This is a genomic window from Pseudomonas sp. PGPR N4 (genome assembly GCF_059693665.1).
The window spans coordinates 2118590-2143235 of record NZ_JCAUKV010000001.1; the positions used below are offsets into that span (position 1 = coordinate 2118590).

Consider the following 24646-nt stretch of genomic DNA (forward strand, 5'->3'; position numbering starts at 1 on the left):
CGCGCCAGGCCGACCAAAGACTGCAACGGAATCAACAACTGCGGCGACAGCGCGATTTGCTCTAAAAAGCGCCTATTGCGCAGGGATGTGCTTCCTATACTGCGACTTAAGGCCATATTACCGCTTGCTTCGGTGCCTGGCCGCGGGCCGCATGTGCTCCATCTGGGGTGCGTCAGGCAACGACCATAGGAGTGACCGGTATGATCCATCACGTTCTTGGGCTGTTTACCCATCCCGACCAAGAGTGGCAGGAGATTCGTGGCGAGGAAGAATCGATCAGCCACATGTACTTGACCCATACCCTGATTCTGGCGGCCATCCCCGTCGTTTCAGCGTTTATCGGCACCACCCAGGTCGGCTGGGTGATCGGTGACCGACCGGCGGTCATGCTGACCGTTGAAAGCGCGTTCTGGATGAGCGTGATGTCGTACCTGGCGATGCTGATCGGGGTCGCGGTAATGGGCGCTTTCATCCACTGGATGGCGCGCACCTATGACGCCACGCCATCAATGGCACGCTGCATCGCGTTTGCCACCTACACCGCTACGCCATTGTTCGTCGCCGGGCTGGCGGCGCTTTACCCACACCTGTGGCTGGGCATGGTGATCGGCACGGCGGCCATCAGTTACACGGTGTTCCTGCTGTATGTGGGCTTGCCGACGTTCATGAACATTCCGGCGGATGAAGGCTTTCTGTTCTCAAGTTCCGTGCTGGCGGTAGGCCTGGTGGTGCTGGTGGCGATCATGGCGGCCACGGTGGTCATCTGGGGCTTGGGCGTGGGGCCTGTGTATACCAACTAGATCCAAACCAACACTGGGGCATCAAGTCACCGGCCGCCGCAAGGCGGCCTTTGACTGTGTGCTGACCGATGGCTCGGCAGCCTCTGGGGGGTTGCGGCATAATGCGCGGCTGAGGAGAACCTAGATCGCCATGCCCGAGTTGCTCGAATCCCGCGTTGAAGCCTGCTATCAGCAAGCCGAAGCGTTCTTCAAACGGAGCTTCATCCGCCCACAGGTGAGCTTCAAGCTGCGCGGCCAGAAGGCCGGCGTTGCCCATCTGCATGAAAACCTGCTGCGCTTCAATCTGCAGTTGTACCGGGAAAACCACGAGGATTTTCTGCGCCAGACTGTGGCCCATGAAGTGGCGCATCTGGTCGCGCATCAGTTGTTCGGCGACAGTATCCAAGCCCATGGCGAAGAGTGGCAGTTGATCATGCGCGGGGTCTACGAGCTGCCGCCTAATCGCTGCCACAACTATGCGGTGCAACGGCGTACGGCGACGCGCTATATCTATCAGTGCCCGTGCCCGGAGAGTGACTTTGCCTTTACGGCGGTGCGGCACAAGCTGGTGCGCCAAGGGCGGCGGTATCTGTGCAAGCGCTGTCGGCAGGTGCTGGCGTATAGCGGGCAGACGCGGGTGGAGTGAAGCCGGAACGGTTTTGCGGAGATTGGACGAACTTGGGGCCGCTTCGCAGCCCTTTCGCGACACAAGGCCGCTCCTACAGTTGACCACGCAAGCCAGTCATGCGCAGTCGTCTGTAGGAGCGGCCTTGTGTCGCGAAAGGGCCGCAGAGCGGCCCCAGGTTATTGCCTGATGACTTAAGAGCGCGCTGGGCCTTCAGCTACACCGAGGTCGTCGGTTGGACGAGTGTCGGTCAGCGGCGAGCCGCCCGAAGCCAGTTCAGCGTGCAGCTTGTCTTCGTCCAGCTCCTTGACCCACTTGGCAACCACGATGGTCGCTACGCCGTTACCAATCAGGTTGGTCAGGGCGCGGGCTTCGGACATGAAGCGGTCGATACCAAGGATCAGCGCCAGACCGGCAACCGGCAGATGGCCGACAGCAGACAAGGTCGCGGCGAGGACGATGAAGCCCGAACCGGTGACGCCAGCAGCGCCTTTGGAGGCAACCAGCAGCACCAGCAGCAAGGTGATCTGGTGGCTGATGTCCATCTGCGTGTCAGTCGCCTGGGCGATGAACACGGCAGCCATGGTCAGGTAGATCGAAGTACCGTCAAGGTTGAACGAGTAGCCAGTCGGGATTACCAGACCTACTACCGACTTCTTCGCGCCCAGACGCTCCATCTTGGCCAGCATGCGTGGCAGGGCCGATTCCGAGGACGAGGTGCCAAGTACGATCATCAGCTCTTCACGGATGTAGCGGATCAGCTTGAGTACGCTGAAGCCATGCGCGCGGCAGATACCACCGAGGACGATCAGGATGAACGCCAGGCAGGTGATGTAGAAGCAGGCCATCAGGTAGCCCAGCTGCACCAGCGAGCCGACGCCGTACTGGCCGATGGTGAAGGCCATGGCACCGAAGGCACCGATCGGAGCCAGCTTCATGATCATGTTGATGATGTTGAACATGACGTGAGCGAAGCGATCGATCATGTCCAGCAATGGCCGGCCGTAGCTGCCCAGACGGTGCAGGGCGAAGCCGAAGATCACCGAGAACATCAGCACTTGGAGGATATCGCCGTTGGCGAAGGCACCGACCACGGTGTTCGGGATGATGTTGAGCAGGAAGCCGATAGTGGTCTGCTGCGCGCCGGCGGCGGCATAGGCAGCGACACTGCTGGCGTTCAAGGTGTTGACGTCAATGTGCATGCCAGCGCCTGGCTTGACCACGTTGACGACAACCAGGCCGATGATCAGCGCGATGGTCGAGACAATTTCAAAGTACAACAGCGCGTAGCCGCCGGTCTTGCCGACCGATTTCATGCTCTGCATGCCAGCGATACCGCTGACGACGGTACAGAAGATGATCGGGGCGATGACCATTTTGATCAGTTTGACGAAGCCGTCACCCAGGGGTTTGAGCGCAACGCCGGTTTCAGGGTAGAAGTGACCGAGCAGAATACCGATGGTGATGGCAACCAACACCTGGATATACAGCGATTTGTACAGCGGCTGACGAGTCGTCATGGCTTATTTCCTCGAGTGTGCCGGTTTCCACCCTTCCCAGGGCGGGGGCACCTAAAGCGCTAACCCTCCTGCACCCGGAGGGATTTGTCGTTGTGTTCGAGCTGCCTTTACAGGCCTCTGCCAAGTGAATAGCAAGGGCGATGCCAAAGTGCTCGAATGAGGTGCAAAGCCTGATCTAGAGGGGGTGGCATGCCCAACGACAGGGCAACCAGGTGGGCCTGAGCTGGCGGATTTCCGCCCGTTGGCGGGAAATGAACGGGCGGGTTGGCGGGAATCCGCCCGGGCGCGGGGTCAGCCGCGCGTGAACACAATCCTGAAGGCAGCACCGCCCAGCGGCGAATCGTCCAGGCTCAGCTGGGCGTCGTAGCTGTCGATGATGTCCTTGACCACGGCCAGGCCGATGCCCTGCCCCGGGTGCTGGCGGTCCAGCCGCTCGCCGCGCTGGAGGATGCGCTCGCGCTGATCGGTCGGCACGCCCGGGCCATCGTCTTCGATGCACAGGAGCAGGCTGTCCGGGGTTTCGCTCAAGCTCACCCGCACCTGACCCAAACATAGCCGGTAGGCGTTCTCCAGCAGGTTGCCCAGTAGCTCCAGCGCGGCGCCCTGCTCCATGGGTATTTCCGCCTGCGCAGGGACGACCAGGGTGATCGCCACGTGCTTGTCGCGGTAGACCTTGGCCAAGGTATTGCACAGGCTGTCGAGCAGCGGCGCGAGCTGGACACGGTCGCGAACCAGTCCGCTCTTGCGCAGGCTGGCGCGCTGCAACTGGTAGTCGATCTGCTGGCTCATGCGCTCGATCTGGCTCTGCAGCACTCGCGCCTGCTCGCGCTCGCCACTGCCGTGGCCCATGCTTTCGCCCACGCCCTGGAGCACCGCCAGCGGCGTTTTCAGGCTGTGCGCTAGATCGTCCAGCGAGTCACGATAGCGCTGACGCTGTTCGCGCTCACTGTGCAGCAGGCGGTTGAGCGAGCCGGTCAGACGCAACAACTCGCGGGGATGTTCGCCGCTCAAGCCCTGGCGAGCACCGCTCTCGACCTGGTCCAGCTCCACACTCAGCCGACGCAGCGAGCGCAGCCCCCAGGTCAAGCCGGCCCAAAGCAGCACCAGCAAGGCCAGCAAGGCAGCGCCGAAGCCCAGGTAGAGTTTTTCCTGCAGGCCCTCGAGGGTGTCCTGATACTCGCGTACCGGTTGCAGGGCAACGATGCTGTAGGCGGCGCTCTTGCCGCCGAGCAATTTTACTTCCACGTCGTAGACGAAGAACTCTTCACCGTTGTCCTGGCGAATGCGGGCAAACTCGTTGCCGCGGCCGTCATAACGCGGCTGGTAGTTGATGTCGCGGTCGGCGGTAGCCCGCGAACGCCAGACCAGCTTGCCGTCGCGGTCGAAGATGTAGCCGATCAACCCGGTGTAAGGCAGGTTGTAGCGCTCATCCGGGAGCTGATCAGGCATCTGCAGGCGGCCCTGCTCGATACGCGCGGCGGAGATCAGCGTGGTCGCATCGGATGCCAGGCGCTGTTCGATCGACTCCTGCAGGGCCAGGCTGAAGGCCTTCTGCAGGGCCGGTAGCAGCGCCAGCATGAACAACAGCGCCAGCAGCGCCGCCGCCAGCATCAGGCGCACGCGCAGCGAACGGATCATCGGCAGCGCTCGGTGAACAGGTAGCCCAGGCCGCGCACGGTATCGATCGGTTTGAAGCCGTGCTCGCCCTCGAGCTTGCGGCGCAGCCGGCCGACCAGCACTTCGATGACATTCGGGTCGCGCTCTTCATCGCCTGGGTACAGCTGTTCCATCAGGCGGTCCTTCGCCACCACCTGCTGGTGATGACGCATGAGATATTCAAGGATGCGGTATTCATACGCGGTCAGCGCCAGCGGCTGATCGTCGAGGCTGGCTTGCTTGCGATTGAGGTCGAGCACCAGTGGCCCGGCGGCAATGGTCGACTGGGTGAAGCCGCTGGAGCGGCGCAGCAAGGCATTCAGGCGCGCTTCAAGCTCCTCGAACTGGAACGGCTTGACCACATAATCGTCGGCGCCGGCCGCCAGGCCCTCGACCTTGTCCTGCCAGTTGCCCCGTGCGGTGAGAATCAGGATCGGGAAGCTCTTGCCCTGGCTGCGCAGCTGGCGGATCAAGTCCAGGCCGCTCATGCCCGGCAGGCCGAGGTCAATGATGGCGAGGTCAAAGGCGAACTCCTCTGCCTGGTACAGGGCTTCTTCGCCGTTGCCGACCGCCTGGACCACATGGCCGGTTTCGCTCAGGCGTGTGTGCAGATGATGGCGCAGCAGCGCCTCGTCCTCGACCACCAGCAGTTTCATGCCTTTCTCCTTATAACCATCACGACGCTGTCTTGCCTCTCTGGCGCATGCACGGCGCAAGGCCGCTGGCGAGCCAGCAGCCTTGTGCGTTGCAAACGCCGATACAGAGTACCAGCACGCCTTAGAACTTGTAGTTTGCCGAGAGGTAGGTCTGGGCGCTGCTGGTCAGGCTCATGCTGCCGATTTTCGGCCCGCCGTGTTCGACCAGTTCGGTGCTGGCGTTGGTGCGCAGGTAGCGGTAGCCCAGTTCGACCGAGGCGTTGTCGGTGACTTCCTGGATAACGCCGGCTTGCAGGCCTGCAGCGTAGCCGTAATTGGTGTCGCGGCTGTAACCGGAGGATTCCTGGGTCAGCTTGGTCACGCCCAGGCTGGCGCCGCCAAATAGTTTGGTGGTGTCTCCCACGGGCAGGAACAGGTCGTAGCTACCGAGCAGGTTTTCCTGGCGCAGCTTGAGCCCGCTGTGGTCACCGGAGACGTTGTCGTAGGTCATGTAGTAGCGACCTTCGTTGTTCATCTTGCCCAGACGCACACCCCAGGTGCCGTCCTTGGCGATCACGCCATCGGTGTTGAGGTTGTCGGTGCTGCGCGAGAGCAGCCCGGACTTGCGCACTTTGTCGCTGGTCTGGCCGTAGGTCAGGCTGGCGAAGGTGTCGTCGGCGTTGGCCTGAACGCTGAAGCCGGCGGCACATACGGCCATTGCTGCAAGCAGGGTATTGACTGTTTTCATGGGTTCTTACTCCAGTTGGATGCGCTGTTTCGGTCTGGAAGCTAGAGTAAGCATGGCGCCCTGAACCGCGGCTGAACCCTGCCTGAACCGCCGCTGAACAGCCTGCGCTTCCCTCGCCTAAAGGAGTTGCGACCATGCGTTATCTGTTTGCCCTGGCTTTGTTGAGCTGCGCCAGCCTTACTCAAGCGGCGGTACAGACCCGCCAGATCGATTATCAGGATGACGACGGCAAGCGCCTGGTTGGCTATTACGCCTATGACGATGCTATCGACGGCAAACGGCCGGGCGTCGTGGTCGTGCATGAGTGGTGGGGGCTCAATGACTATGCCAAGCGCCGCGCCCGTGACCTGGCAGCGCTGGGTTACAGCGCGCTGGCGATCGACATGTATGGCGATGGCAAGCACACCGAGCACCCGGCCGATGCGATGGCGTTCATGAAGGCGGCGCTGGAGAACCCGGAAGCAGCTGCCAAGCGCTTCGATGCGGGCCTTGAGCTGCTAAAGATTCAACCAAAAACCGACCCCGACAAGCTCGCTGCGATTGGCTACTGCTTTGGCGGCAAGGTCGTGCTCGACGCGGCCCGGCGTGGCGAGGAGCTGGCCGGTGTGGTGAGTTTCCACGGCGCCTTGGTCACGCAGACTCCAGCCAGCCCCGGCAGCGTCAAGGCCAAGGTGCTGGTCGAGCACGGCGCGGCAGACAGCATGGTCACCCCGGAGCAGGTCGCGGCCTTCAAGGAAGAGATGGACAAGGCCAAGGCCGACTATCAGTTTGTCAGCATCGCCGGCGCCAAACATGGTTTCAGCAACCCCGATGCCGACCGTCTCAGTCATGGCCAGCATGGCGGGCCTGATATCGGCTATGACCAAGCGGCCGACAAAAGCTCATGGGCAGACATGCAGGCGTTTCTGGACAAGCTGTTCAAGTGACCGCTGCGCTGGCAATGGCCAGCTCTGGCACAATAGCGCCATGAACCGACTGCCGACCTGCTGCGCCCCCTTGCAACACCACTGGCCACTACCGCGCCCGATCCCTGGCGCGGTGCTGGTCAGTTGTGCGTTCGACCCGACCAGGCTTGCTGCCGACGACTTCCAGCGCGCGGGCATCGAGCCCAGCGCCAGCCTCCAGCGCTCCGTAGCCAAGCGCCAGGCCGAGTACCTGGCCGGCCGAGTCTGCGCGCGCGCCGCTCTGCAGCAACTGGACGGTCGTGACTATGTGCCCGCGACCCATGCCGACCGATCACCGATCTGGCCGGCAGGTATCCGCGGCTCGATCACCCACGGCAAAGGCTGGGCCGCCGCCGTGGTGGCCGATGCTGCCAGCTGCCGAGGCATCGGCCTGGATCAGGAAGCACTGCTGGATGAAGCCCGCGCCGAACGCCTCGCCGAAGAGATCCTCACCCCGGCCGAGCTGCAACGGCTCGACCGCAGCCAGCTGGCACTTAGCGTGACGCTGACCTTTTCGCTCAAGGAAAGCCTGTTCAAGACGCTCTATCCACTGACCCTGCAGCGCTTTTACTTCGAGCACGCAGAGCTGCTGGAGTGGTCTGCAGACGGCCTGGCGCGGCTGCGCTTGCTGACTGACCTGTCGCCTGAATGGCGCCACGGCGCCGAGCTGAAGGGCCATTTCTGCGTCAACCACGGGCAGCTGTTGAGCCTGGTCAGCGTCTAGTCTTCAGCTTCCTGCTGGCGCGGCCAGCTCAGGCTGAAGCACGCCCCACCCAAGCCTTCACTGCGCGCAACCACCGCCCGCCCGCCGTGCCAATAGATGATTCGACGCACGATCGACAAGCCCAGCCCGTGCCCACCCGAGGCCCGGGTGCGGCTGTCGTCCAGCCGGGTGAATGGGGTAAAGATGCGCTCCCAGACGCTTTCCGGCACGCCCGGGCCGTCATCCTCGACATCGATGCGGCAGCGCTGCTGACCAAGGTGATAGCTAACGCGCACTTCGCCCTCGGCGTGGCGCATGGCGTTGGCGACCAGGTTCTGCAGCGCACGGTGCAGATAGCGCGGTTCGGCTTCGACCCAGGCGCCGTCCTCATCGGCGCCCTGGCACAGGCCACGCAGCACATTTATCTGCGGGCGCAGCGGCGCCAGCTCGGTGATGACCCGCGCCAGCAAGGCATCCAGGTCGACGGCCTGAAACTGCAAGGCCGGCGCGCCTTGTTCGAGACGCGCGTAGGTGAGCATTTCGTCGACCAGCTTGTCGAGGTCCTGGATATCGCCGTCCATCCCCGCCAGGTGCTTGGCCCGCGCCTGATCGGTGCTGGCGGTTTCGAGCATCTCCAGGCCAAAGCGCAGCCGTGCCACTGGTGTGCGCAGCTCGTGCGACACCGCCCGGACCAGCTCGCGCTGCATGTTCAGCGAGCGCTGCAAGTGCTCGGCCATACCATTGAATGCCGCCGCCAGACGCCCCACCGAATCGGCGCCGCCGGCCGGCACGCGGGTATCGAGGCTGCCCTGGGCAATCTGCGTGGCCGCCGCTTCCAGGCCGGACACGCGCCGCTCCAGCTGACGTACCAGCAGGTACACCACCAGGCCGATCAGGCACAAACCGAGAAACGCGATCAGAATCAGCAATTGCGGCGGGTAGGGATTGAGCTGGTACAGCGGGCCGATTTCCAGTACCCAGGGTGAGCCGGGCACGCCGGAGAACACCCGCACCGAATCACCGTCCTTGCCCAGCGCCATCACCGTATCGCCCTCCTCGACCCGGTGGCGCTGGTCGTCATCCAGTGCCGCCCGCTCCAACCGTTGCAGGCCGATATCGAAACCGAAGCCTTTGCTCTGGCGCAGTTGCGCCAGGCGCTGCGGCTGTTCGCTGACCGGATAACGCACCAGCTCATCAGCCAGCAGGTACACCGTGGCCCGCGCCAGCTGCTCGCTAATCTGCTTGACCTCGGCCACCAGCAGCTGGTCTTCGCGACCGATCCGGCGCAATACCCGTGCGGCATGCGGGCCGGTCTTGTCGACCACCACCAGGTCGCGGTAGAGCCGCGCGCGCTGGCCGCCGTCGAGGGTCAGCGCGGCCATTGGCCGGACATCCAGCGGCACGCCGAGCAGGCGCTCCCACATCAACAGCGAGCGCTGGCGCTCGACCGGGTTCTGCGGCGCGAGGTTGTCGGCCATCAGGCTGAACGTGCCTTGCGCCAGGCGCTCGCGGTGCTGCTCGGCGCGCACCAGGTTGACCAGGTGCAGGCTGACCACGCCGAGCACCGCCACCAGCACCAATACCGCCAGCATGCCGCCATAAATACGCAGGAAAATCGACTTCATCAGGCCGGCGCCGCCTCAGCCACGAACAGATAGCCCTTGCTGCGCAAGGTCTTGATCAGCCGCGGATGAATGGGATCGTCACCGATCTTGGGGCGAATCCTGGAGATACGCACATCAATCGAACGGTCCTGGCCGTCGTAGCCGACGCCGCGCAGGGCGGTAAATATCTGCTCGCGCGACAGCACCCGGCCGGCATGGCTGGCCAGCAGCCAGAGCAGGTCGAATTCGGCACCGGTGAGGTCGATCGGCTGCTCATCGAGCCAGGCCTCGCGCAGGCTGTTGTTGATCTGCAGCGGGCCAAAGCGCAGCGCCTGCACTTTGCTGTCGGGGCTGTCGCTGCGCCGCAGCAAGGCATTGATACGCGCCAACAGCAGCCGCGGCCGCACCGGCTTGCAGACATAGTCGTCGGCGCCCAGGTCAAGGCCCTGAACCTGATCGAGCTCATCGCTGCGCGCAGTCAGCATGAGAATCACGCCTTGGTACTGGCCACGTACCCGCCGACAGATGCTCAGGCCGTCTTCACCGGGCAGCATCAGGTCCAGCACCACCAGGTCCGGCTGGCTGTCGAGAATGCGCCGCACCGCGCGCGCGCCGTCTGCCTCGACCGCAACCTCGAAGCCATTGGCCTGGAGGTACTCGGCGGTCAGTTCGGCGAGACGCTGATCGTCCTCGACGATGAGGATGCGGTTGCTGGGTTGGTCCATGCCTGGCCTCTGTTGTTATGGATGGGCTGCCGCTGGTCACCTGAATGTAGCCTTGTTCGCGGATACTACGTCGCACATCTGCGCCTGCCAATCGGCTCTGTCGGCACCGCTGGTCCGAGACAGGCCAGGACGAATTAGCGTGATGCGCCGCACAGCAGTAACATTCTGCAACGGGTCATTACGGTGCGGAAAAAAAGTGAAAAGCCGTGAGGACAAGGCCTACAGCCGATACCCACGAATCACACACAATCTGTACACACGTTATCCACAGGCGGTCGCCTTGCAAACACCCTCAGACCGCATTATCTTGTATCCCCATCGCGGCGAACCACTAGATGTTGGGGTTGGGCCGAAATCGAGAACACAAGTCAGCGGCGAAATTCAAGCGTTTTTTCGACCTGAACTTATGGCAATACAAGCAGCCAAAGCGCTCCTGCGCAGGCAGACCGAGGCAAGCCTTGCACAGGGCTTGTTCGGGTACGGGTGTTGCAGGCACAGCCTGGCGACCCCGACAGCAACAGATTTTGCGTTGTAACGCAGAACCTTTGACTTCGGCCAGGGAGCGGCAAGCTATTGCCCCTTATTCCTGAGTCTGTCCCGAAGTCGGCACGCCCGAGCTGGCGGATCCACGTGCGCGTGGGCTCCCCGCTCGGGCAAGCCAACTGGCGGATGGAACGGTGGGCGTGGATGACACGCCCGAACACTATTGAAACTGTGGAGACACCCACCGATGCAAACCGACACAACTCGCGAGAACCCGCAGGCCCAAGCGCCGCAGGCCGCTGATTCGAACCAGGATCTGGCTGCCACTGCGCCTGGCCAACTGCGTGTGATCAAGCGTAACGGCACTGTCGTCGCCTACACCGACGACAAGATCACCGTGGCCATCACCAAGGCGTTCCTTGCAGTTGAGGGCGGCACTGCCGCCGCTTCGTCGCGCATCCACGACACCGTTGCGCGCCTGACCGAGCAGGTCACCGCAACCTTCAAGCGTCGCATGCCGTCGGGTGGCACCATCCACATCGAAGAAATCCAGGACCAGGTCGAACTGGCCCTGATGCGCGCCGGCGAGCAAAAAGTGGCTCGTGACTACGTGATCTACCGCGACCAGCGCGCCAAAGAGCGTGCTACCCGCGCCAACAACGATGCCGTGGTCGAGCCGCACCCGTCGATCCGCATCAGCCTGGCCGACGGCAGCAAGGCGCCGCTGGACATGGCCCGCCTCAACACCATCATCAGCGAAGCCTGCGAAGGCCTGGCTGAAGTCGACGGCGAGCTGATCCAGCGCGAGACCCTGAAGAACCTGTACGACGGCGTTGCCCTGAAGGACGTCAACACCGCCCTGGTGATGACCGCCCGTACTCTGGTCGAGCGTGAGCCGAACTACTCGTTCGTCACCGCCCGCCTGCTGATGGACACCCTGCGTGCCGAAGGCCTGAGCTTCCTCAACGTAGCCGACAGCGCCACCCACCACGAGATGGCCGAGCTGTACGCCAAGGCCCTGCCTGCCTACGTTGCCAAAGGCATCGAATTCGAGCTGCTGAACCCGGCCCTGGCCGACTTCGACCTCGAGCGTCTGGGCCAGGCGATCAACCACGAGCGCGACCAGCAGTTCACCTACCTCGGCCTGCAGACCCTGTACGACCGCTACTTCATCCACAAGGATGGCGTGCGCTTCGAGCTGCCGCAGGTGTTCTTCATGCGCGTGGCCATGGGCCTGGCGCTGGAAGAGAAAGACAAGGAAGCCCGTGCGATCGAGTTCTACAACCTGTTGTCGTCGTTCGACTACATGGCCTCGACCCCGACTCTGTTCAACGCCGGTACCCTGCGTCCACAGCTGTCGAGCTGCTACCTGACCACCGTGCCGGATGACCTCTCGGGCATCTACCACGCGATCCACGACAACGCCATGCTGTCGAAATTTGCCGGCGGCCTGGGCAACGACTGGACGCCAGTGCGCGCGCTGGGCTCGTACATCAAGGGCACCAACGGCAAATCCCAGGGCGTCGTGCCGTTCCTCAAAGTGGTCAACGACACCGCCGTTGCGGTCAACCAGGGCGGCAAGCGCAAGGGCGCGGTCTGCGCCTACCTGGAAACCTGGCACCTGGACATCGAAGAATTCATCGAACTGCGCAAGAACACCGGTGATGATCGTCGTCGTACCCACGACATGAACACCGCCAACTGGATCCCTGACCTGTTCATGAAGCGTGTCTTCGACGACGGCCAGTGGACTCTGTTCTCGCCGAACGAAGTACCTGATCTGCACGATTTGACCGGCAAGGCCTTCGAAGAGCGTTACGAGTACTACGAAGCCATGACCGAGTACAACAAGATTAAGGTATTCAAGACCATTCAGGCCAAAGACCTGTGGCGCAAGATGCTGTCGATGCTGTTCGAGACCGGCCACCCATGGTTGACCTTCAAGGACCCATGCAACCTGCGCTCGCCGCAGCAACACGTCGGCGTGGTCCACAGCTCGAACCTGTGCACCGAGATCACCTTGAACACCAACAAGGACGAGATCGCAGTCTGCAACCTGGGCTCGATCAACCTGCCGAACCACATCGTTGACGGCAAGCTCGATACCGCCAAGCTGCAACGCACCGTCAACACTGCCGTGCGCATGCTCGATAACGTGATCGACATCAACTACTACTCGGTACCGCAGGCACGTAACTCGAACCTCAAGCACCGTCCGGTCGGCCTGGGCATCATGGGCTTCCAGGACGCACTGTACCTGCAGCACATCGCCTACGGCTCCGACGCTGCCGTCGAGTTCGCCGACAAGTCGATGGAAGCGGTCAGCTACTTCGCCATCCAGGCCTCGTGTGACCTGGCTGACGAGCGCGGCGCCTACGAGACCTTCCAGGGTTCGCTGTGGTCCAAAGGCATCCTGCCACTGGACTCGCAACAGATCCTGATCGAAGCCCGTGGCCAGAAGTACATCGACGTCGACCTCAACGAGAGCCTCGACTGGGCACCGGTACGTGCTCGCGTACAGAAAGGTATTCGTAACTCGAACATCATGGCCATCGCGCCAACCGCGACCATCGCCAACATCACTGGCGTATCGCAGTCGATCGAGCCGACCTACCAGAACCTGTACGTGAAATCGAACCTGTCCGGCGAGTTCACCGTGATCAACCCGTACCTGGTGCGCGACCTCAAGGCCCGCGGCCTGTGGGACTCGGTCATGATCAACGACCTGAAGTACTACGATGGTTCGGTGCAGCAGATCGAGCGTATCCCGCAAGAGCTGAAAGACCTCTACGCCACCGCGTTCGAAGTCGACACCAAGTGGATCGTCGATGCCGCCAGCCGTCGCCAGAAGTGGATCGACCAGGCGCAGTCGCTGAACCTTTACATCGCCGGCGCTTCGGGCAAAAAGCTCGACGTGACCTACCGCATGGCTTGGTACCGTGGCCTGAAAACCACCTACTACCTCCGTGCCCTGGCCGCGACCAGCACCGAGAAGTCGACCATCAACACCGGCAAGCTCAACGCCGTTTCCAGCGGCGGCGACAGCGCCCCGGTCCAGGCCGCAGGTCCAGCACCTGTGCCGAAGGCCTGCGCGATCGACGAGCCGGATTGCGAAGCTTGCCAATAAGGCCGGCGCAGCGCTGAGCTGACACCACCGCAGCCATTGCCCACACGGTAATGGCTGCGGTTTTTTTTGCCTGGACGGCAGCGCTTGAGTCAGGCTTGGCGAGGCCCTTGCGACACCCGCTCGCGCCCTGTCGTCAGGCGCTTACGGGCAATCCTTCTGTTTGACCCTGATCAAGATAAAACACCATATGCAGTGTGCGGCAAAATAAAGAAGCACAAGATGTAGGAACAAATCGTATTTAGCGCTAGACTCACATCCCGTAACAAGCAGCTGGAATCGAGTGAACACAGGCGTGCTCTGCGGGTCAAAAAATTACCATCCGTAGCGGCCGAGGGGCCCCCGATCCAGCCTCGTTTCCGGTATACTTCGCGCCCCCCGAAAGGGCGAGCTGACGACAAGATTTCCAGCACCCTGGCCCCTCGTTCGAGGACAGGCCAGGCGCTGAGCCAGACACCTTTAAATGTGATGAGAGCACGCTCTCAGCGCCCGCCGTAACGCCTTGTGGGCATTGCGCTGTACAGGCATCACTTGAAAATCCAACCGGTTGCCGCGCGCAACCCTCTAGCAGGAGCCATGACATGCTGAGCTGGGACGAATTCGACAAAGAAGACGACGAACTTGCCGTAAAAAGCAGCACCCCGGCGCAGGCCAAAGCCGCCGCCACTCTCGACAAGCTCGACAGCGCCGGTGGCGCCGCCGCCCTTGAAGCGCGTGCTGCCACGGCTGCCGACTCGGACGCGGTCAAGCGTGCCAAGGCTGCCCTGGACGACCTCGACATCGCCGAAGGCCTGGCTGAACTGGAAGGCTCCGCGGCCCGCGTTGCGGTCGACGAGAAGCGCATGATCAACTGCCGTGCCGACCTCAACCAGCTGGTACCGTTCAAGTACGACTGGGCCTGGCAGAAGTACCTCGACGGCTGCGCCAACCACTGGATGCCGCAAGAGGTCAACATGACCGCCGACATCGCCCTGTGGAAAGACCAGGACGGCCTGACCGAAGACGAACGCCGTATCGTCATGCGCAACCTCGGCTTCTTCTCCACTGCCGACTCGCTGGTTGCCAACAACCTGGCCCTGGCCGTGTACCGCCTGATCACCAACCCCGAGTGCCGCCAGTACATCCTGCGCCAGGCCTTCGAAGAGGCGATCCACACCCACGCCTACCAGTACTGCATCGAGTCGCTGGGCATGGATGAAGGCGAGATCTTCAACATGTACCACGAGATCCCGTCGGTCGCGAAGAAGGCTGCCTGGGGCTTGAAGTACACTCGCGCCATCTCCGACCCGGAATTCAACACCGGCACCCCAGAAACCGACAAAGAACTGCTGCGCAACCTGATCGCCTACTACTGCGTTCTGGAAGGCATCTTCTTCTACTGCGGCTTCACCCAGATCCTGTCGATGGGCCGTCGCAACAAGATGACCGGCGTTGCCGAGCAGTTCCAGTACATCCTGCGTGACGAGTCGATGCACCTGAACTTCGGTATCGACGTGATCAACCAGATCAAGATCGAGAACCCGCACCTGTGGGATGCGGCGATGAAGGAAGAAGCCACCCAGATGATCCTGCAAGGGACCCAGCTGGAGATCGAATACGCTCGCGACACCATGCCGCGCGGCGTGCTGGGCATGAACGCAGCGATGATGGAGGACTACCTCAAGTTCATCGCCAACCGTCGTTTGACTCAGATCGGCTTGAAGGAAGAGTACCCAGGCACCACCAACCCGTTCCCGTGGATGAGCGAGATCATGGACTTGAAGAAAGAGAAGAACTTCTTTGAGACGCGGGTGATCGAGTATCAGACCGGTGGGGCGTTGAGCTGGGATTGATCTTGGTGAAGCCCTGAAACGGGCTGTCAGCTGAATTATTGGGGCCGCTTTGCGGCCCCTTTGCTTAATCTGTCATACGATGTCTTTAGCAACCCCAAACACCCCGCACCAGAGCCCTCGGGCGCGTATCATCCCCTACCCCGCCGCTGAATCCCGCCTAACACCCCATTGACAAGCTTTTTCCCCGCCGTTAATAATCCGCAAAGTCGTACGACAACACACAACAAAAACAACAATTCAGTGAAGCCCCTATGACGATCTCAGCCCTCCTCCACGCTGTTCGCCTCCGCCGTCCTCTTCAGCCCAGCACTGCCCGCGGCAGCTAGCCTTCGCGCGCAGGCTCGAAACCGTTTGGCCTGACCGGCCTCGCCTACCCCCGCCACTGCCGCTGGCCGCTTGCACGCGCCTGGCATACGGAAAGCTTTACCCTCAGGGAGCACAACAATAATGAAAATCCGCCAACATCTTCCCCTCGCGCTGTTCACCGCAACCGCCCTCGGTGCATTGCCGCAGGTGAGCTTTGCCGCAGGTTTCATGGAGGACGCCAAGGCCACGCTGGGCCTGCGCAACTTCTACATCAACCGCAACTTCGTCGACCCGGCCAACCCGCAGAGCAAGGCCGAGGAATGGACCCAGAGCTTTATCCTCGATGCGCGCTCGGGCTTCACTGAGGGGCCGATTGGCTTTGGTGTGGATGTGCTGGGGATGTGGTCGGTCAAGCTCGATGGCGGTGGCGGTACCTACGGCACCGGGCTGCTGCCGCGGCATGATGATGGCCGGCCGGCAGATGACTATGGCCGCCTTGCAGTGGCGGGCAAGGCGCGGATCTCCAAGACTGAGTTGAAGATCGGCGAGTGGATGCCGGTGCTGCCGATCCTGCGCTCGGACGACGGTCGTTCGCTGCCGCAGACGTTCCGCGGCGGTCAGGTGACGTCCAACGAGATCGCCGGGCTGACCCTGTACGGCGGTCAGTTCCGGGGCAACAGCCCGCGTAACGACGCGAGCATGGACGACATGATCTACGGCGGCGCTGCCTCGGACCGCTTCAACTTCGTTGGTGGTGAGTACAAGTTCAACCAGGACCGCACCTTGTTCGGGCTGTGGAACGCGGTACTCAAGGACGTCTATCAGCAGCAATACCTGCAGGTCAGCCACAGCCAGCCGGTCGGCAGCTGGACTCTGGGCGCCAACCTCGGTTACTTCCAGGGTGAAGACGACGGCGCCAAGCGCGCGGGCGAGCTGGACAACAAGACCTACTCAGGGATGTTCTCGGCCAAGGTCGGCGGCAACACCTTCTATGTCGGCCTGCAGAAGGTCAGCGGCGATACCTGGATGCGGGTCAACGGCACCAGTGGCGGCACCCTGGCCAACGATAGCTACAACGCCAGCTTCGATAACGCCAACGAGCGTTCGTGGCAGGCGCGGCATGACTTCAACTTCACCACTGTCGGCGTCCCTGGGCTGACCCTGATGAACCGCTACATCAGTGGCCGCGAGGTGCACAGTGGAGCGGTTACCGATGGCAAGGAGTGGGTGCGTGAGTCGGAGCTGGCCTATGTGATCCAGAGCGGTACGTTCAAGGACTTGAGCATCAAGTGGCGCAACTCGACCATTCGCCGCGACTTCAGCAGCAACGAGTTCGACGAGAACCGTTTGATCTTCAACTATCCGTTGTCTCTGCTGTAACAGCGGTTTATGGGGTGTCAGTGCTGGCCTCTTCGCGGGTGAACCCGCTCCCACAGGGGTCGCTGGGAGCCTGGGGCAGTGACAAAAACAGACACGGCAAGCATTGACAACCTTGCGAATCACTACCGATAATCCAGCACAGTCATACGACAACCTACAACAACTCAAAACAAACGAGCTTGCCATGACTATCACACCGTTCAAGCGCCTGCTGCTCACCGGAGCCGCAGGCGGCCTCGGCCAAGTGCTTCGCGAGCGCCTCAAGGGCTACGCCGAAGTACTGCGCCTCTCCGACATTGCACCCATGGCACCTGCCACCAGTGCACAGGAAGAAATCGTCGAATGCGACCTGGCCGATAAGGCCGCCGTGCACCAGTTGGTCGAAGGCGTCGACGCCATCTGCCATTTCGGCGGTGTTTCGGTCGAGCGGCCTTTCGAAGAAATCCTCGGCCCAAATATCTGCGGCGTGTTCCACCTCTACGAGGCGGCGCGCAAGCATGGGGTCAAGCGGATCATCTTCGCCAGCTCCAACCACACCATTGGCTTCTACCAGCAGGACCAGCAGATCGACGCCCACGCCCTGCGCCGCCCGGACGGCTACTACGGGTTGTCCAAGTGCTACGGCGAGGACGTTGCCAGCTTCTACTTCGATCGCTACGACATCGAGACCGTCAGTATCCGCATCGGCTCGTCGTTCCCCGAGCCGCAGAACCGGCGGATGCTCAGCACCTGGCTGAGCTATGACGACCTGACCCAACTGATCGAGCGCGGCCTGTTCACCGAGAAAGTCGGCCACACCGTGGTCTACGGCGCCTCGGCCAACCGTGACGTGTGGTGGGACAACCGCCATGCCGCGCACCTGGGCTACCAGCCGAAGGACTCCTCCGAGGTGTTCCGCGCCAAGGTCGAAGCGCAACCAGCGCCAGCCGCCGATGACCCGGCGATGGTGTATCAAGGTGGCGCGTTTGTCGCTGCCGGGCCATTCGACTGATTCACCACGCGCAAGGAGGCTGTCTACCGTGAACTACGAACTGATCGTGGATGCACGCAATGCCACCGGCGAAAGCCCGGTGTGGGATGTTGCCGAGCAGGCGCTGTACTGGGTCGATATCCCTACCGGCCAGCTGCACCGCTGGACGGCCGCAGATGGCGCTCATCAAAGCTGGCAAGCGCCGCAGATGCTCGCCTGCATCGCCCGCTCGGCCAACGGCAGCTGGATTGCCGGCATGGAGGATGGCGTTTATGCGCTGACAGCCAATGCCCAGGGCAAGCTCGACAGCCGCCTGCTGCGCGCGGTTGAACATGGCGCCGAGGGCATGCGCTTCAATGATGGCCGCTGCGACCGCCAAGGCCGTTTCTGGGCCGGCAGCATGCTGATGAACATGCAGCAGGCGGCGCCGCTGGGTGCCCTGTATCGGTACGACGGCGAGGGCCGGCCGCTGCACCTGCAGCTGGACCAGATGATTGTGCCCAACGGCCTGGCGTTCAGCCCGGACGGCACGCGCATGTACCTGTCCGACTCCCACCCCGACGTGCAGCGCATCTGGCAGTTCGACTACGACATCGACACCGGTACCCCGCACAACCAGCGCCTGTTCGTTGATATGCGCGGCTTCCCGGGCCGGCCTGACGGCGCTGCCGTGGATGCCGACGGCTGCTACTGGATCTGCGGCAACGATGCAGGCCAGGTGCACCGCTTCACTCCCGATGGACGACTGGACCGCTCACTCAATGTGCCGGTGAAAAAGCCGGCGATGTGCGCCTTTGGTGGGCGCAACCTGGACACCTTGTTCGTGACCTCGATCCGCCCCGGCGGCGACCTGCACGATCAGCCGTTGGCCGGTGGCGTGTTCGCCCTGGACGCGGGCGTGCAGGGTCTGCCAGAAACAGCCTGGCGCGGCTGAACCGAATCCCGCTGCACCCGTGCGATACCCAAATAATAACAACACTGGAGCGTCACCATGGTCTTCAAACGCAAGCTGCTTCTGGCCGTACTCCCGTTGGCGATCAGCCTCTCCGGCACCGCCTCGGCGCTGGATATCAAGTTCGCCGAGATCCATCCGGCCGGCTACCCGACCGTAGTTGCCGAGCAGAACATGGGTAAAAAACTCGAAGCCGCCAGCAATGGCGAGATCACCTTCAAGATGTTCGCCGGTGGCGTGCTCGGCTCGGAGAAGGAAGTCATCGAACAGGCGCAGATCGGCGCGGTGCAGATGACCCGGGTCAGCCTCGGTATCGTCGGCCCGGTGGTGCCGGATGTGAACGTGTTCAACATGCCGTTCGTGTTCCGCGATCATGAGCACATGCGCAAGATCATCGATGGCGAGATCGGCCAGGAGATCCTCGACAAGATCACCAATTCCGAATTCAACCTGGTCGCCCTGGCCTGGATGGATGGCGGCACGCGCAGCATCTACACGAAAAAACCAGTGCGCAAGATCGAAGACCTCAAGGGCATGAAGATCCGTGTGCAGGGTAACCCGCTGTTCATCGACATGATGAACGCGATGGGCGGCAACGGCATTGCCATGGACACCGGCGAGATCTTCAGCGCCTTGCAGACCGGGGTGATCGACGGCGCGGAAAACAACCCGCCGACCCTGCTCGAGCACAACCACTACCAGAGCGCCAAGTACTTCACCCTGACCGGCCACCTGATCCTGCCTGAGCCGGTGGTGATGTCCAAGACCACCTGGGAAAAGCTTACGCCTGAGCAGCAGACCCTGGTGAAGAAAGTCGCCCGTGAAGCGCAGATGGAAGAGCGTGCGTTGTGGGACGCCAAGTCGGCCGCCAGTGAAGAGAAGCTCAAGGCTGCCGGGGTGGAGTTCATCGTGGTCGACAAGAAGCCGTTCTTCGACGCCACTGCGCCAGTGCGGGAAAAGTACGGCGCGCAATACGCCGATCTGATGAAGCGTATCGCCGAAGTCCAGTGACCTGCGGCTCCCTCCCCAGCTAGATGCGGCTGCACGGCTACGTGCAGCCTCGGTGGTGCTTTATGAAAACACTTGTGTTGCGTGTCAACGATACCTTGTACAGCGGTTGCATCTGGGTGGCGGGGCTGTCGATCCTGACCATGACGCTGATCATTCCCTGGGGCATTTTCGCCCGTTACGTGCTCGGCAGCGGCTCGAGCTGGCCGGAGCCGGTGGCGATCCTGCTGATGGTGGTGTTCGCCTTCATCGGCGCGGCCGCCAGCTATCGGGCCGGTGCGCACATGGCGGTGACCACGGTTACCGACCGCCTGCCACCGGCACGCCGCAAGGCTGTAGCACTGCTGGTGCAAGTGTTGATGCTGCTGGTCTGCGCGTTCATGACCTTCTATGGCATCAAGCTGTGCGTGACTACCTGGAACCAGTTTCTCGCCACCCTGCCGTCGATTCGTGTGGGCATGACCTACGCGCCGATCCCGGTCGGCGGGGCGATCACCCTGCTGTTCGTGCTGGAAAAACTCTTCTATGGCGATCAGAGCCATCGCCAGGTGATGCGCTTCGATGTCGTCGAAGAAAGCGAAGGAGCTGCATAAATGGATGCGTTCATTTTGTTGGGCAGCTTCATCGCCCTGATCCTGCTGGGCATGCCGGTGGCGTATGCGTTGGGCCTGGCCGCTCTGGTCGGGGCCTGGTGGATAGATATTCCACTGCAGGCAATGATGATTCAGGTTGCCAGCGGGGTTAACAAGTTCTCGCTGCTGGCGATTCCGTTCTTCGTGCTGGCCGGCGCAATCATGGCCGAGGGTGGCATGTCGCGGCGGCTGGTGGCGTTTGCCGGGGTGCTGGTGGGGTTTGTCCGTGGCGGCCTGTCGCTGGTCAATATCACCGCCTCGACCTTCTTTGGCGCGATCTCCGGTTCGTCGGTGGCCGACACCGCATCGGTCGGTTCGGTGCTGATCCCGGAGATGGAGCGCAAGGGCTATCCGCGTGAGTTTTCCACGGCGGTGACCATCAGTGGCTCGGTGCAGGCACTGCTGACTCCGCCCAGCCACAACTCGGTGCTGTACTCGCTGGCGGCCGGTGGCACGGTATCGATTGCCTCGCTGTTCATGGCCGGGGTCATGCCAGGGCTGTTGATGAGCGCGGTGTTGATGGGCCTGTGCCTGATCTTCGCCAAGCGCCGCAACTACCCCAAGGGTGAGGTGATCCCGCTACGCCAGGCGCTGAAAATCGCCGGTGAAGCGTTGTGGGGCCTGATGGCGATGGTGATCATCCTCGGCGGCATTCTGTCCGGGGTGTTCACCGCGACCGAGTCGGCGGCGATTGCCGTGGTCTGGTCGTTCTTCGTGACCATGTTCATCTACCGCGATTACAAGTGGCGCGACCTGCCGAAGTTGATGCACCGCACGGTGCGGACCATCTCGATCGTGATGATCCTGATCGGCTTTGCCGCAAGCTTTGGCTACGTGATGACGCTGATGCAGATCCCGTCGAAGATCACCACGCTGTTCCTGACCCTGTCGGACAACCGTTACGTGATCCTCATGTGCATCAACTTCATGCTGCTGCTGTTGGGCACGGTGATGGACATGGCGCCGTTGATTCTGATCCTGACGCCGATCTTGCTGCCGGTGATCACTGGCATCGGCGTCGACCCGGTGCATTTCGGCATGATCATGCTGGTCAATCTGGGCATTGGTTTGATCACGCCGCCGGTGGGCGCGGTGCTGTTCGTTGGCTCGGCCATCGGCAAGGTCAGCATCGAGGCGACGGTCAAGGCACTGCTGCCGTTCTATGTAGCACTGTTCCTGGTGCTGATGGCAGTGACCTACATCCCGGCTATCTCGCTGTGGCTGCCGAGCGTGGTGCTGTAACTGTGACAGGCGGGCCTGCGGGCCCGCCCTCCCCCTGCAAATGGATTTGTGCACATGGCTGTCGCCTCCTCTTCGAATACCTCACTCTTCCCGCGCAAGCTGGCGGTGGCGCTGTTAGCGCTGCTGGCTTGTGCCTTTGCCGGCAACCACATCGCCGCGCGGATCGCCTTTGATAACGACACCGGCGTGCTGCTGGCGATTCTGTGTCGCTCGGGCATCACCCTGCTGGCGTTGGCGGCGCTGGTGCTGTGGCAGCGCCAGTCGCTAGGCCTGCCCGCAGGTTCGCGACGCTGGCAACTGCTGCTGGGCCTGCTGATTGCCACCCAGAGCCTGTGCCTGTACTCGGCGGTGGCGCGGATCCCGGTGGCGCTGGCGCTACTGGTCGGCAACACCTTCCCGATTCTGTTGGCGCTGCTCAGCTGGGCCCTCGGCGGGCCGCGACCGACGCGGCGCACCGTGCTGCTGATGGGGCTGATTCTGCTCGGTCTGGTGCTGGCGCTGGATGTACCGTCACGCCTGGCCGACAGCGCTGAGGCCAACCCGGACTGGACCCTCGGCGTGAGCCTCGCCTTCTGCGCTGCCTGTGTGTTTGCCTGTGCGTTGTGGATCACCGATCACAAGCTGGCCGGCGTACGCGGACCGGTGCGTAGCTTGCTGACCCTGATGATCGTGTTCGCCAGCATGCTGGTAGCCGGGGTCGGCGGCTGGGTGCCGGCGGGCTTGTCGCTGCCCAGCAGCAGCGCTGGCTGGATCGCTCTGGCCAGCCTGGTGGTGCTGTATGGCGTGGCGTTTACTCTGCTGTTCGTCTGCGTGCCGCGGCTGAACATGGCGCAGAACGCGCCGGTAATGAATATCGAGCCGATTGCCACGCTGTTGCTGGCCTGGGCCTTGCTCGATCAACGCCTGAGCGGCATGCAGTTGATCGGTGGCGCGGTGGTGGTCTGCGGGATTGTACTGCTGACCTATCGGCGCTCGGCCTGATCACCGTGTTTGCACCTGGAGCTTGCTGAATGGCTTTATTCGAACTGGATCTTGAAGACCGTCTGACACGCCTGAGCCTGGCCCCGGAGCTGGGCGCCAGCCTGGTCAACTGGCAGGTCAAGGACAGTGGCCAGGCGTTGCTGCGCCATAGCGATCAAGCGGCGCTGGACAGCGCTACGCCAAGGCGCCTGGGTTGTTATCCGCTGGTGCCGTGGTCCAATCGCATCGACAGCGGTGGCTTTGCCCGCCCTGATGGCTGGCTGGCATTGGCCGCGAACACCGAGCACTCGCCCTACGCGATCCATGGCAGTGCCTGGCAGCAGCCTTGGGTGGTGACTCATCAAGGCACTGATCATGCTTGCCTGACGCTGGACAGCGAGCTGCCTTTTGCCTATCGGGCGGTAATGCATGTCAGCCTCGACGAGGGCTGCCTGAGCCTGGATCTGCAGGTTACGCATCTGGATGAATTGCCCTGCTGGCATGGGCTTGGGCTACACCCGTACTTGCCTCGCCATGCTGATACCTTGCTGCTGGCACCGGCGCGTCAGGTATGGGTAGGCGATGAGGGTTGCTTGCCATCGCGTCAGGTTGAAATCCCGCCCGAATGGCGCTTCGGGCAGTTGAGTGAGCTGCCAACGACAGTTGTCGATCACGCCTTCAGCGGCTGGCAGGGCGAGTGCACGATTGTCCAGCCGGCAGCCGGCTATCAATTACGCTGCAGCGCCAGCGGAGCCGACCATTACCTGTTGTTCTGTCCGCAGGACCAGCCGTTCTTCTGCTTCGAGCCGGTCAGCCATCCGATCAATGCGCACCATTTGCCTGGGCGCCCAGGCTTGCGCCTGCTGCACAAAGGCGAGCACGTTAGCCTGGGTTTCAGAATGCAGTATCAAGCGCTCAATTGAGGTAGTGGTGCGCGCGAAGGTTACTCGCCAGCCGGTCGATGAACGCCCGCACCTTGGTCGAGCCGTATTTGCTTTCGCGGTGCAGCACATGGATCGGCCACGGCACTTGCTCGTAATCCTCGAGCACCACCTGCAAGCGCCCCGCCGCCAGCTCCGCTGCCACTTGATACGACAGCAGCCGCGCGATGCCCAGACCTGCCGTGGCGGCGACGATTGCCGCGTCGTTGCTGGTCACCGTCAGCCGGGGCTTGATCCGCACCTGCACAGGCGCCTGCTCAGGGCCAAACGTCCAGTCCAATCGCGGTGACACGCCGCTGGCTGCGATCATCGTATGCTCGGCCAGCTCGGCGGGATGCTGCGGTTTGCCGTGGCGCTGTAGATACTCAGGCGAAGCGCACAACAACCGGCGCACCTGGCCGACGCGCACAGCCTTCAGCCCCGAATCGGGTAATGGCCCGATGCGCACGGCAACGTCCATGCCCTCCTCCACCAGATTGACTACCCGATCGAGAAAGTAGGCGGACACGTCCACCTCAGGGTAAGCCTGCAAGTAGTCAACGATGCACGGCATGACAAAGGCTTTACCGAACAGCAGTGGCGCGGTCACCGACAGATTGCCTTTGGGTGCGGCGTTGATCCCGGCCGCCGCCTCGTTGGCCTCGTGGATACTGGCGAGGATATTGCGACTGTCTTCCAGGTAGCGGCTGCCGGCCTCGGTCAGGCGCACATTGCGCGTGGTGCGCTGCAGCAGCTTGACCCCGAGCGCCTCTTCCAGGGCACTGACCGCCCGCGTCACTGCCGCCGGCGACAGGCCGAGCTTGCGCGCCGCTGCGGCAAAGCTTTCCAGCTCACCCACCGCAATCAGCACCTTCATCAGATGGATCTGATCCATGCC

21 protein-coding genes are annotated in these 24646 nt (G+C 62.4%); 14 read left to right on the forward strand and 7 right to left on the reverse strand.

Annotated elements, in window-relative coordinates; genetic code table 11:
• The first annotated feature begins 200 nt into the window (after window positions 1-200).
• Entirely contained in the window at window positions 201-800 is a 600-nt protein-coding gene (locus AC58X1_RS09535; protein WP_101321762.1) for a Yip1 family protein, read from the forward strand.
• A gap of 130 nt (window positions 801-930) precedes the next feature.
• Complete coding sequence (locus tag AC58X1_RS09540) at window positions 931-1425, forward strand: SprT family zinc-dependent metalloprotease (RefSeq protein WP_150570945.1); 495 nt, start codon at window positions 931-933, stop codon at window positions 1423-1425.
• A 173-nt stretch (window positions 1426-1598) separates the two neighbouring features.
• Here the strand turns inward: AC58X1_RS09540 and AC58X1_RS09545 are convergent, their stop codons facing one another.
• From AC58X1_RS09545 to AC58X1_RS09560, 4 genes are all read right to left on the reverse strand, one after another.
• Window positions 1599-2924 (reverse strand): dicarboxylate/amino acid:cation symporter, encoded by a 1326-nt coding sequence (locus AC58X1_RS09545; protein ID WP_101321764.1) that lies wholly within the window; start codon window positions 2922-2924, stop codon window positions 1599-1601.
• 291 nt (window positions 2925-3215) lie between these two features.
• On the reverse strand, window positions 3216-4562 hold the full coding sequence (locus tag AC58X1_RS09550; protein WP_101321765.1) for an ATP-binding protein: 1347 nt from the start codon (window positions 4560-4562) through the stop codon (window positions 3216-3218).
• Window positions 4559-5236: a response regulator gene (locus tag AC58X1_RS09555; RefSeq protein WP_101321766.1), complete on the reverse strand. Its 678-nt coding sequence runs from the start codon at window positions 5234-5236 to the stop codon at window positions 4559-4561. Before AC58X1_RS09555 ends, AC58X1_RS09550 begins: the two co-directional genes overlap by 4 nt.
• A gap of 121 nt (window positions 5237-5357) precedes the next feature.
• Complete coding sequence (locus AC58X1_RS09560) at window positions 5358-5963, reverse strand: outer membrane protein (RefSeq protein ID WP_101321767.1); 606 nt, start codon at window positions 5961-5963, stop codon at window positions 5358-5360.
• A 134-nt stretch (window positions 5964-6097) separates the two neighbouring features.
• On the opposite strand from AC58X1_RS09560, the gene AC58X1_RS09565 reads away from it, so the two are divergent.
• Window positions 6098-6889: a dienelactone hydrolase family protein gene (locus AC58X1_RS09565; protein ID WP_497428741.1), complete on the forward strand. Its 792-nt coding sequence runs from the start codon at window positions 6098-6100 to the stop codon at window positions 6887-6889.
• 40 nt (window positions 6890-6929) lie between these two features.
• On the forward strand, window positions 6930-7631 hold the full coding sequence (locus tag AC58X1_RS09570) for a 4'-phosphopantetheinyl transferase family protein (RefSeq protein ID WP_497428742.1): 702 nt from the start codon (window positions 6930-6932) through the stop codon (window positions 7629-7631).
• Here AC58X1_RS09570 and AC58X1_RS09575 read toward each other — a convergent pair.
• Both AC58X1_RS09575 and AC58X1_RS09580 read right to left on the reverse strand, forming a co-directional pair.
• Window positions 7628-9238 (reverse strand): ATP-binding protein, encoded by a 1611-nt coding sequence (locus AC58X1_RS09575; RefSeq protein ID WP_181089960.1) that lies wholly within the window; start codon window positions 9236-9238, stop codon window positions 7628-7630. The genes AC58X1_RS09570 and AC58X1_RS09575 overlap by 4 nt on opposite strands.
• Window positions 9235-9939, reverse strand: coding sequence for a response regulator (locus AC58X1_RS09580; protein ID WP_101321771.1), 705 nt, complete (start codon window positions 9937-9939; stop codon window positions 9235-9237). The genes AC58X1_RS09575 and AC58X1_RS09580 overlap by 4 nt, the downstream gene beginning before the upstream one ends.
• Before the next feature lie 730 nt (window positions 9940-10669).
• On the opposite strand from AC58X1_RS09580, the gene AC58X1_RS09585 reads away from it, so the two are divergent.
• From AC58X1_RS09585 to AC58X1_RS09630, 10 genes are all read left to right on the forward strand, one after another.
• Window positions 10670-13549, forward strand: coding sequence for a ribonucleoside-diphosphate reductase subunit alpha (locus AC58X1_RS09585; protein ID WP_101321772.1), 2880 nt, complete (start codon window positions 10670-10672; stop codon window positions 13547-13549).
• 578 nt (window positions 13550-14127) lie between these two features.
• Complete coding sequence (locus AC58X1_RS09590; RefSeq protein WP_101321773.1) at window positions 14128-15378, forward strand: ribonucleotide-diphosphate reductase subunit beta; 1251 nt, start codon at window positions 14128-14130, stop codon at window positions 15376-15378.
• Between the two features lie 447 nt (window positions 15379-15825).
• Window positions 15826-17064 carry an OprD family porin gene (locus AC58X1_RS09595; RefSeq protein WP_497428743.1) on the forward strand — a complete coding sequence of 413 codons (1239 nt, stop codon included), beginning with the start codon at window positions 15826-15828 and terminating at the stop codon, window positions 17062-17064.
• Window positions 17065-17248: 184 nt separating this feature from the next.
• Window positions 17249-18055 (forward strand): NAD-dependent epimerase/dehydratase family protein, encoded by an 807-nt coding sequence (locus tag AC58X1_RS09600; RefSeq protein WP_497428744.1) that lies wholly within the window; start codon window positions 17249-17251, stop codon window positions 18053-18055.
• Between the two features lie 28 nt (window positions 18056-18083).
• Window positions 18084-18968 (forward strand): glucurono-1,5-lactonase, encoded by an 885-nt coding sequence (locus tag AC58X1_RS09605; protein ID WP_497428745.1) that lies wholly within the window; start codon window positions 18084-18086, stop codon window positions 18966-18968.
• 57 nt (window positions 18969-19025) lie between these two features.
• Window positions 19026-19997: a TRAP transporter substrate-binding protein gene (locus AC58X1_RS09610; RefSeq protein WP_150570951.1), complete on the forward strand. Its 972-nt coding sequence runs from the start codon at window positions 19026-19028 to the stop codon at window positions 19995-19997.
• A gap of 62 nt (window positions 19998-20059) precedes the next feature.
• On the forward strand, window positions 20060-20587 hold the full coding sequence (locus AC58X1_RS09615; protein ID WP_181089951.1) for a TRAP transporter small permease: 528 nt from the start codon (window positions 20060-20062) through the stop codon (window positions 20585-20587).
• The gene (locus AC58X1_RS09620; protein ID WP_101321779.1) at window positions 20588-21868 is read left to right on the forward strand and encodes a TRAP transporter large permease; all 1281 of its coding nucleotides are present in this window, start codon (window positions 20588-20590) and stop codon (window positions 21866-21868) included.
• A 54-nt stretch (window positions 21869-21922) separates the two neighbouring features.
• A complete protein-coding gene (locus AC58X1_RS09625; protein WP_101321780.1) occupies window positions 21923-22849 on the forward strand; it encodes an EamA family transporter in 927 nt (308 codons plus the stop codon).
• Between the two features lie 29 nt (window positions 22850-22878).
• Window positions 22879-23751 carry an aldose 1-epimerase gene (locus AC58X1_RS09630; RefSeq protein ID WP_101321781.1) on the forward strand — a complete coding sequence of 291 codons (873 nt, stop codon included), beginning with the start codon at window positions 22879-22881 and terminating at the stop codon, window positions 23749-23751.
• Here AC58X1_RS09630 and AC58X1_RS09635 read toward each other — a convergent pair.
• Complete coding sequence (locus tag AC58X1_RS09635; RefSeq protein ID WP_150570954.1) at window positions 23744-24643, reverse strand: LysR family transcriptional regulator; 900 nt, start codon at window positions 24641-24643, stop codon at window positions 23744-23746. The genes AC58X1_RS09630 and AC58X1_RS09635 overlap by 8 nt on opposite strands.
• Window positions 24644-24646 lie beyond the last annotated feature (3 nt).

Bases quoted from the DNA above. Each gene is read 5' to 3' on its own strand.
- AC58X1_RS09630 (WP_101321781.1), top strand. From the start codon at position 22,879: ATGGCTTTATTCGAACTGGATCTTGAAGACCGTCTGACACGCCTGAGC.
- AC58X1_RS09625 (WP_101321780.1), top strand. From the start codon at position 21,923: ATGGCTGTCGCCTCCTCTTCGAATACCTCACTCTTCCCGCGCAAGCTG.
- AC58X1_RS09585 (WP_101321772.1), top strand. From the start codon at position 10,670: ATGCAAACCGACACAACTCGCGAGAACCCGCAGGCCCAAGCGCCGCAG.
- AC58X1_RS09580 (WP_101321771.1), bottom strand. From the start codon at position 9,939: ATGGACCAACCCAGCAACCGCATCCTCATCGTCGAGGACGATCAGCGT.
- AC58X1_RS09590 (WP_101321773.1), top strand. From the start codon at position 14,128: ATGCTGAGCTGGGACGAATTCGACAAAGAAGACGACGAACTTGCCGTA.
- AC58X1_RS09550 (WP_101321765.1), bottom strand. From the start codon at position 4,562: ATGATCCGTTCGCTGCGCGTGCGCCTGATGCTGGCGGCGGCGCTGCTG.
- AC58X1_RS09535 (WP_101321762.1), top strand. From the start codon at position 201: ATGATCCATCACGTTCTTGGGCTGTTTACCCATCCCGACCAAGAGTGG.
- AC58X1_RS09560 (WP_101321767.1), bottom strand. From the start codon at position 5,963: ATGAAAACAGTCAATACCCTGCTTGCAGCAATGGCCGTATGTGCCGCC.
- AC58X1_RS09615 (WP_181089951.1), top strand. From the start codon at position 20,060: ATGAAAACACTTGTGTTGCGTGTCAACGATACCTTGTACAGCGGTTGC.
- AC58X1_RS09595 (WP_497428743.1), top strand. From the start codon at position 15,826: ATGAAAATCCGCCAACATCTTCCCCTCGCGCTGTTCACCGCAACCGCC.
- AC58X1_RS09555 (WP_101321766.1), bottom strand. From the start codon at position 5,236: ATGAAACTGCTGGTGGTCGAGGACGAGGCGCTGCTGCGCCATCATCTG.
- AC58X1_RS09610 (WP_150570951.1), top strand. From the start codon at position 19,026: ATGGTCTTCAAACGCAAGCTGCTTCTGGCCGTACTCCCGTTGGCGATC.
- AC58X1_RS09570 (WP_497428742.1), top strand. From the start codon at position 6,930: ATGAACCGACTGCCGACCTGCTGCGCCCCCTTGCAACACCACTGGCCA.
- AC58X1_RS09565 (WP_497428741.1), top strand. From the start codon at position 6,098: ATGCGTTATCTGTTTGCCCTGGCTTTGTTGAGCTGCGCCAGCCTTACT.
- AC58X1_RS09620 (WP_101321779.1), top strand. From the start codon at position 20,588: ATGGATGCGTTCATTTTGTTGGGCAGCTTCATCGCCCTGATCCTGCTG.
- AC58X1_RS09600 (WP_497428744.1), top strand. From the start codon at position 17,249: ATGACTATCACACCGTTCAAGCGCCTGCTGCTCACCGGAGCCGCAGGC.
- AC58X1_RS09545 (WP_101321764.1), bottom strand. From the start codon at position 2,924: ATGACGACTCGTCAGCCGCTGTACAAATCGCTGTATATCCAGGTGTTG.
- AC58X1_RS09540 (WP_150570945.1), top strand. From the start codon at position 931: ATGCCCGAGTTGCTCGAATCCCGCGTTGAAGCCTGCTATCAGCAAGCC.
- AC58X1_RS09635 (WP_150570954.1), bottom strand. From the start codon at position 24,643: ATGGATCAGATCCATCTGATGAAGGTGCTGATTGCGGTGGGTGAGCTG.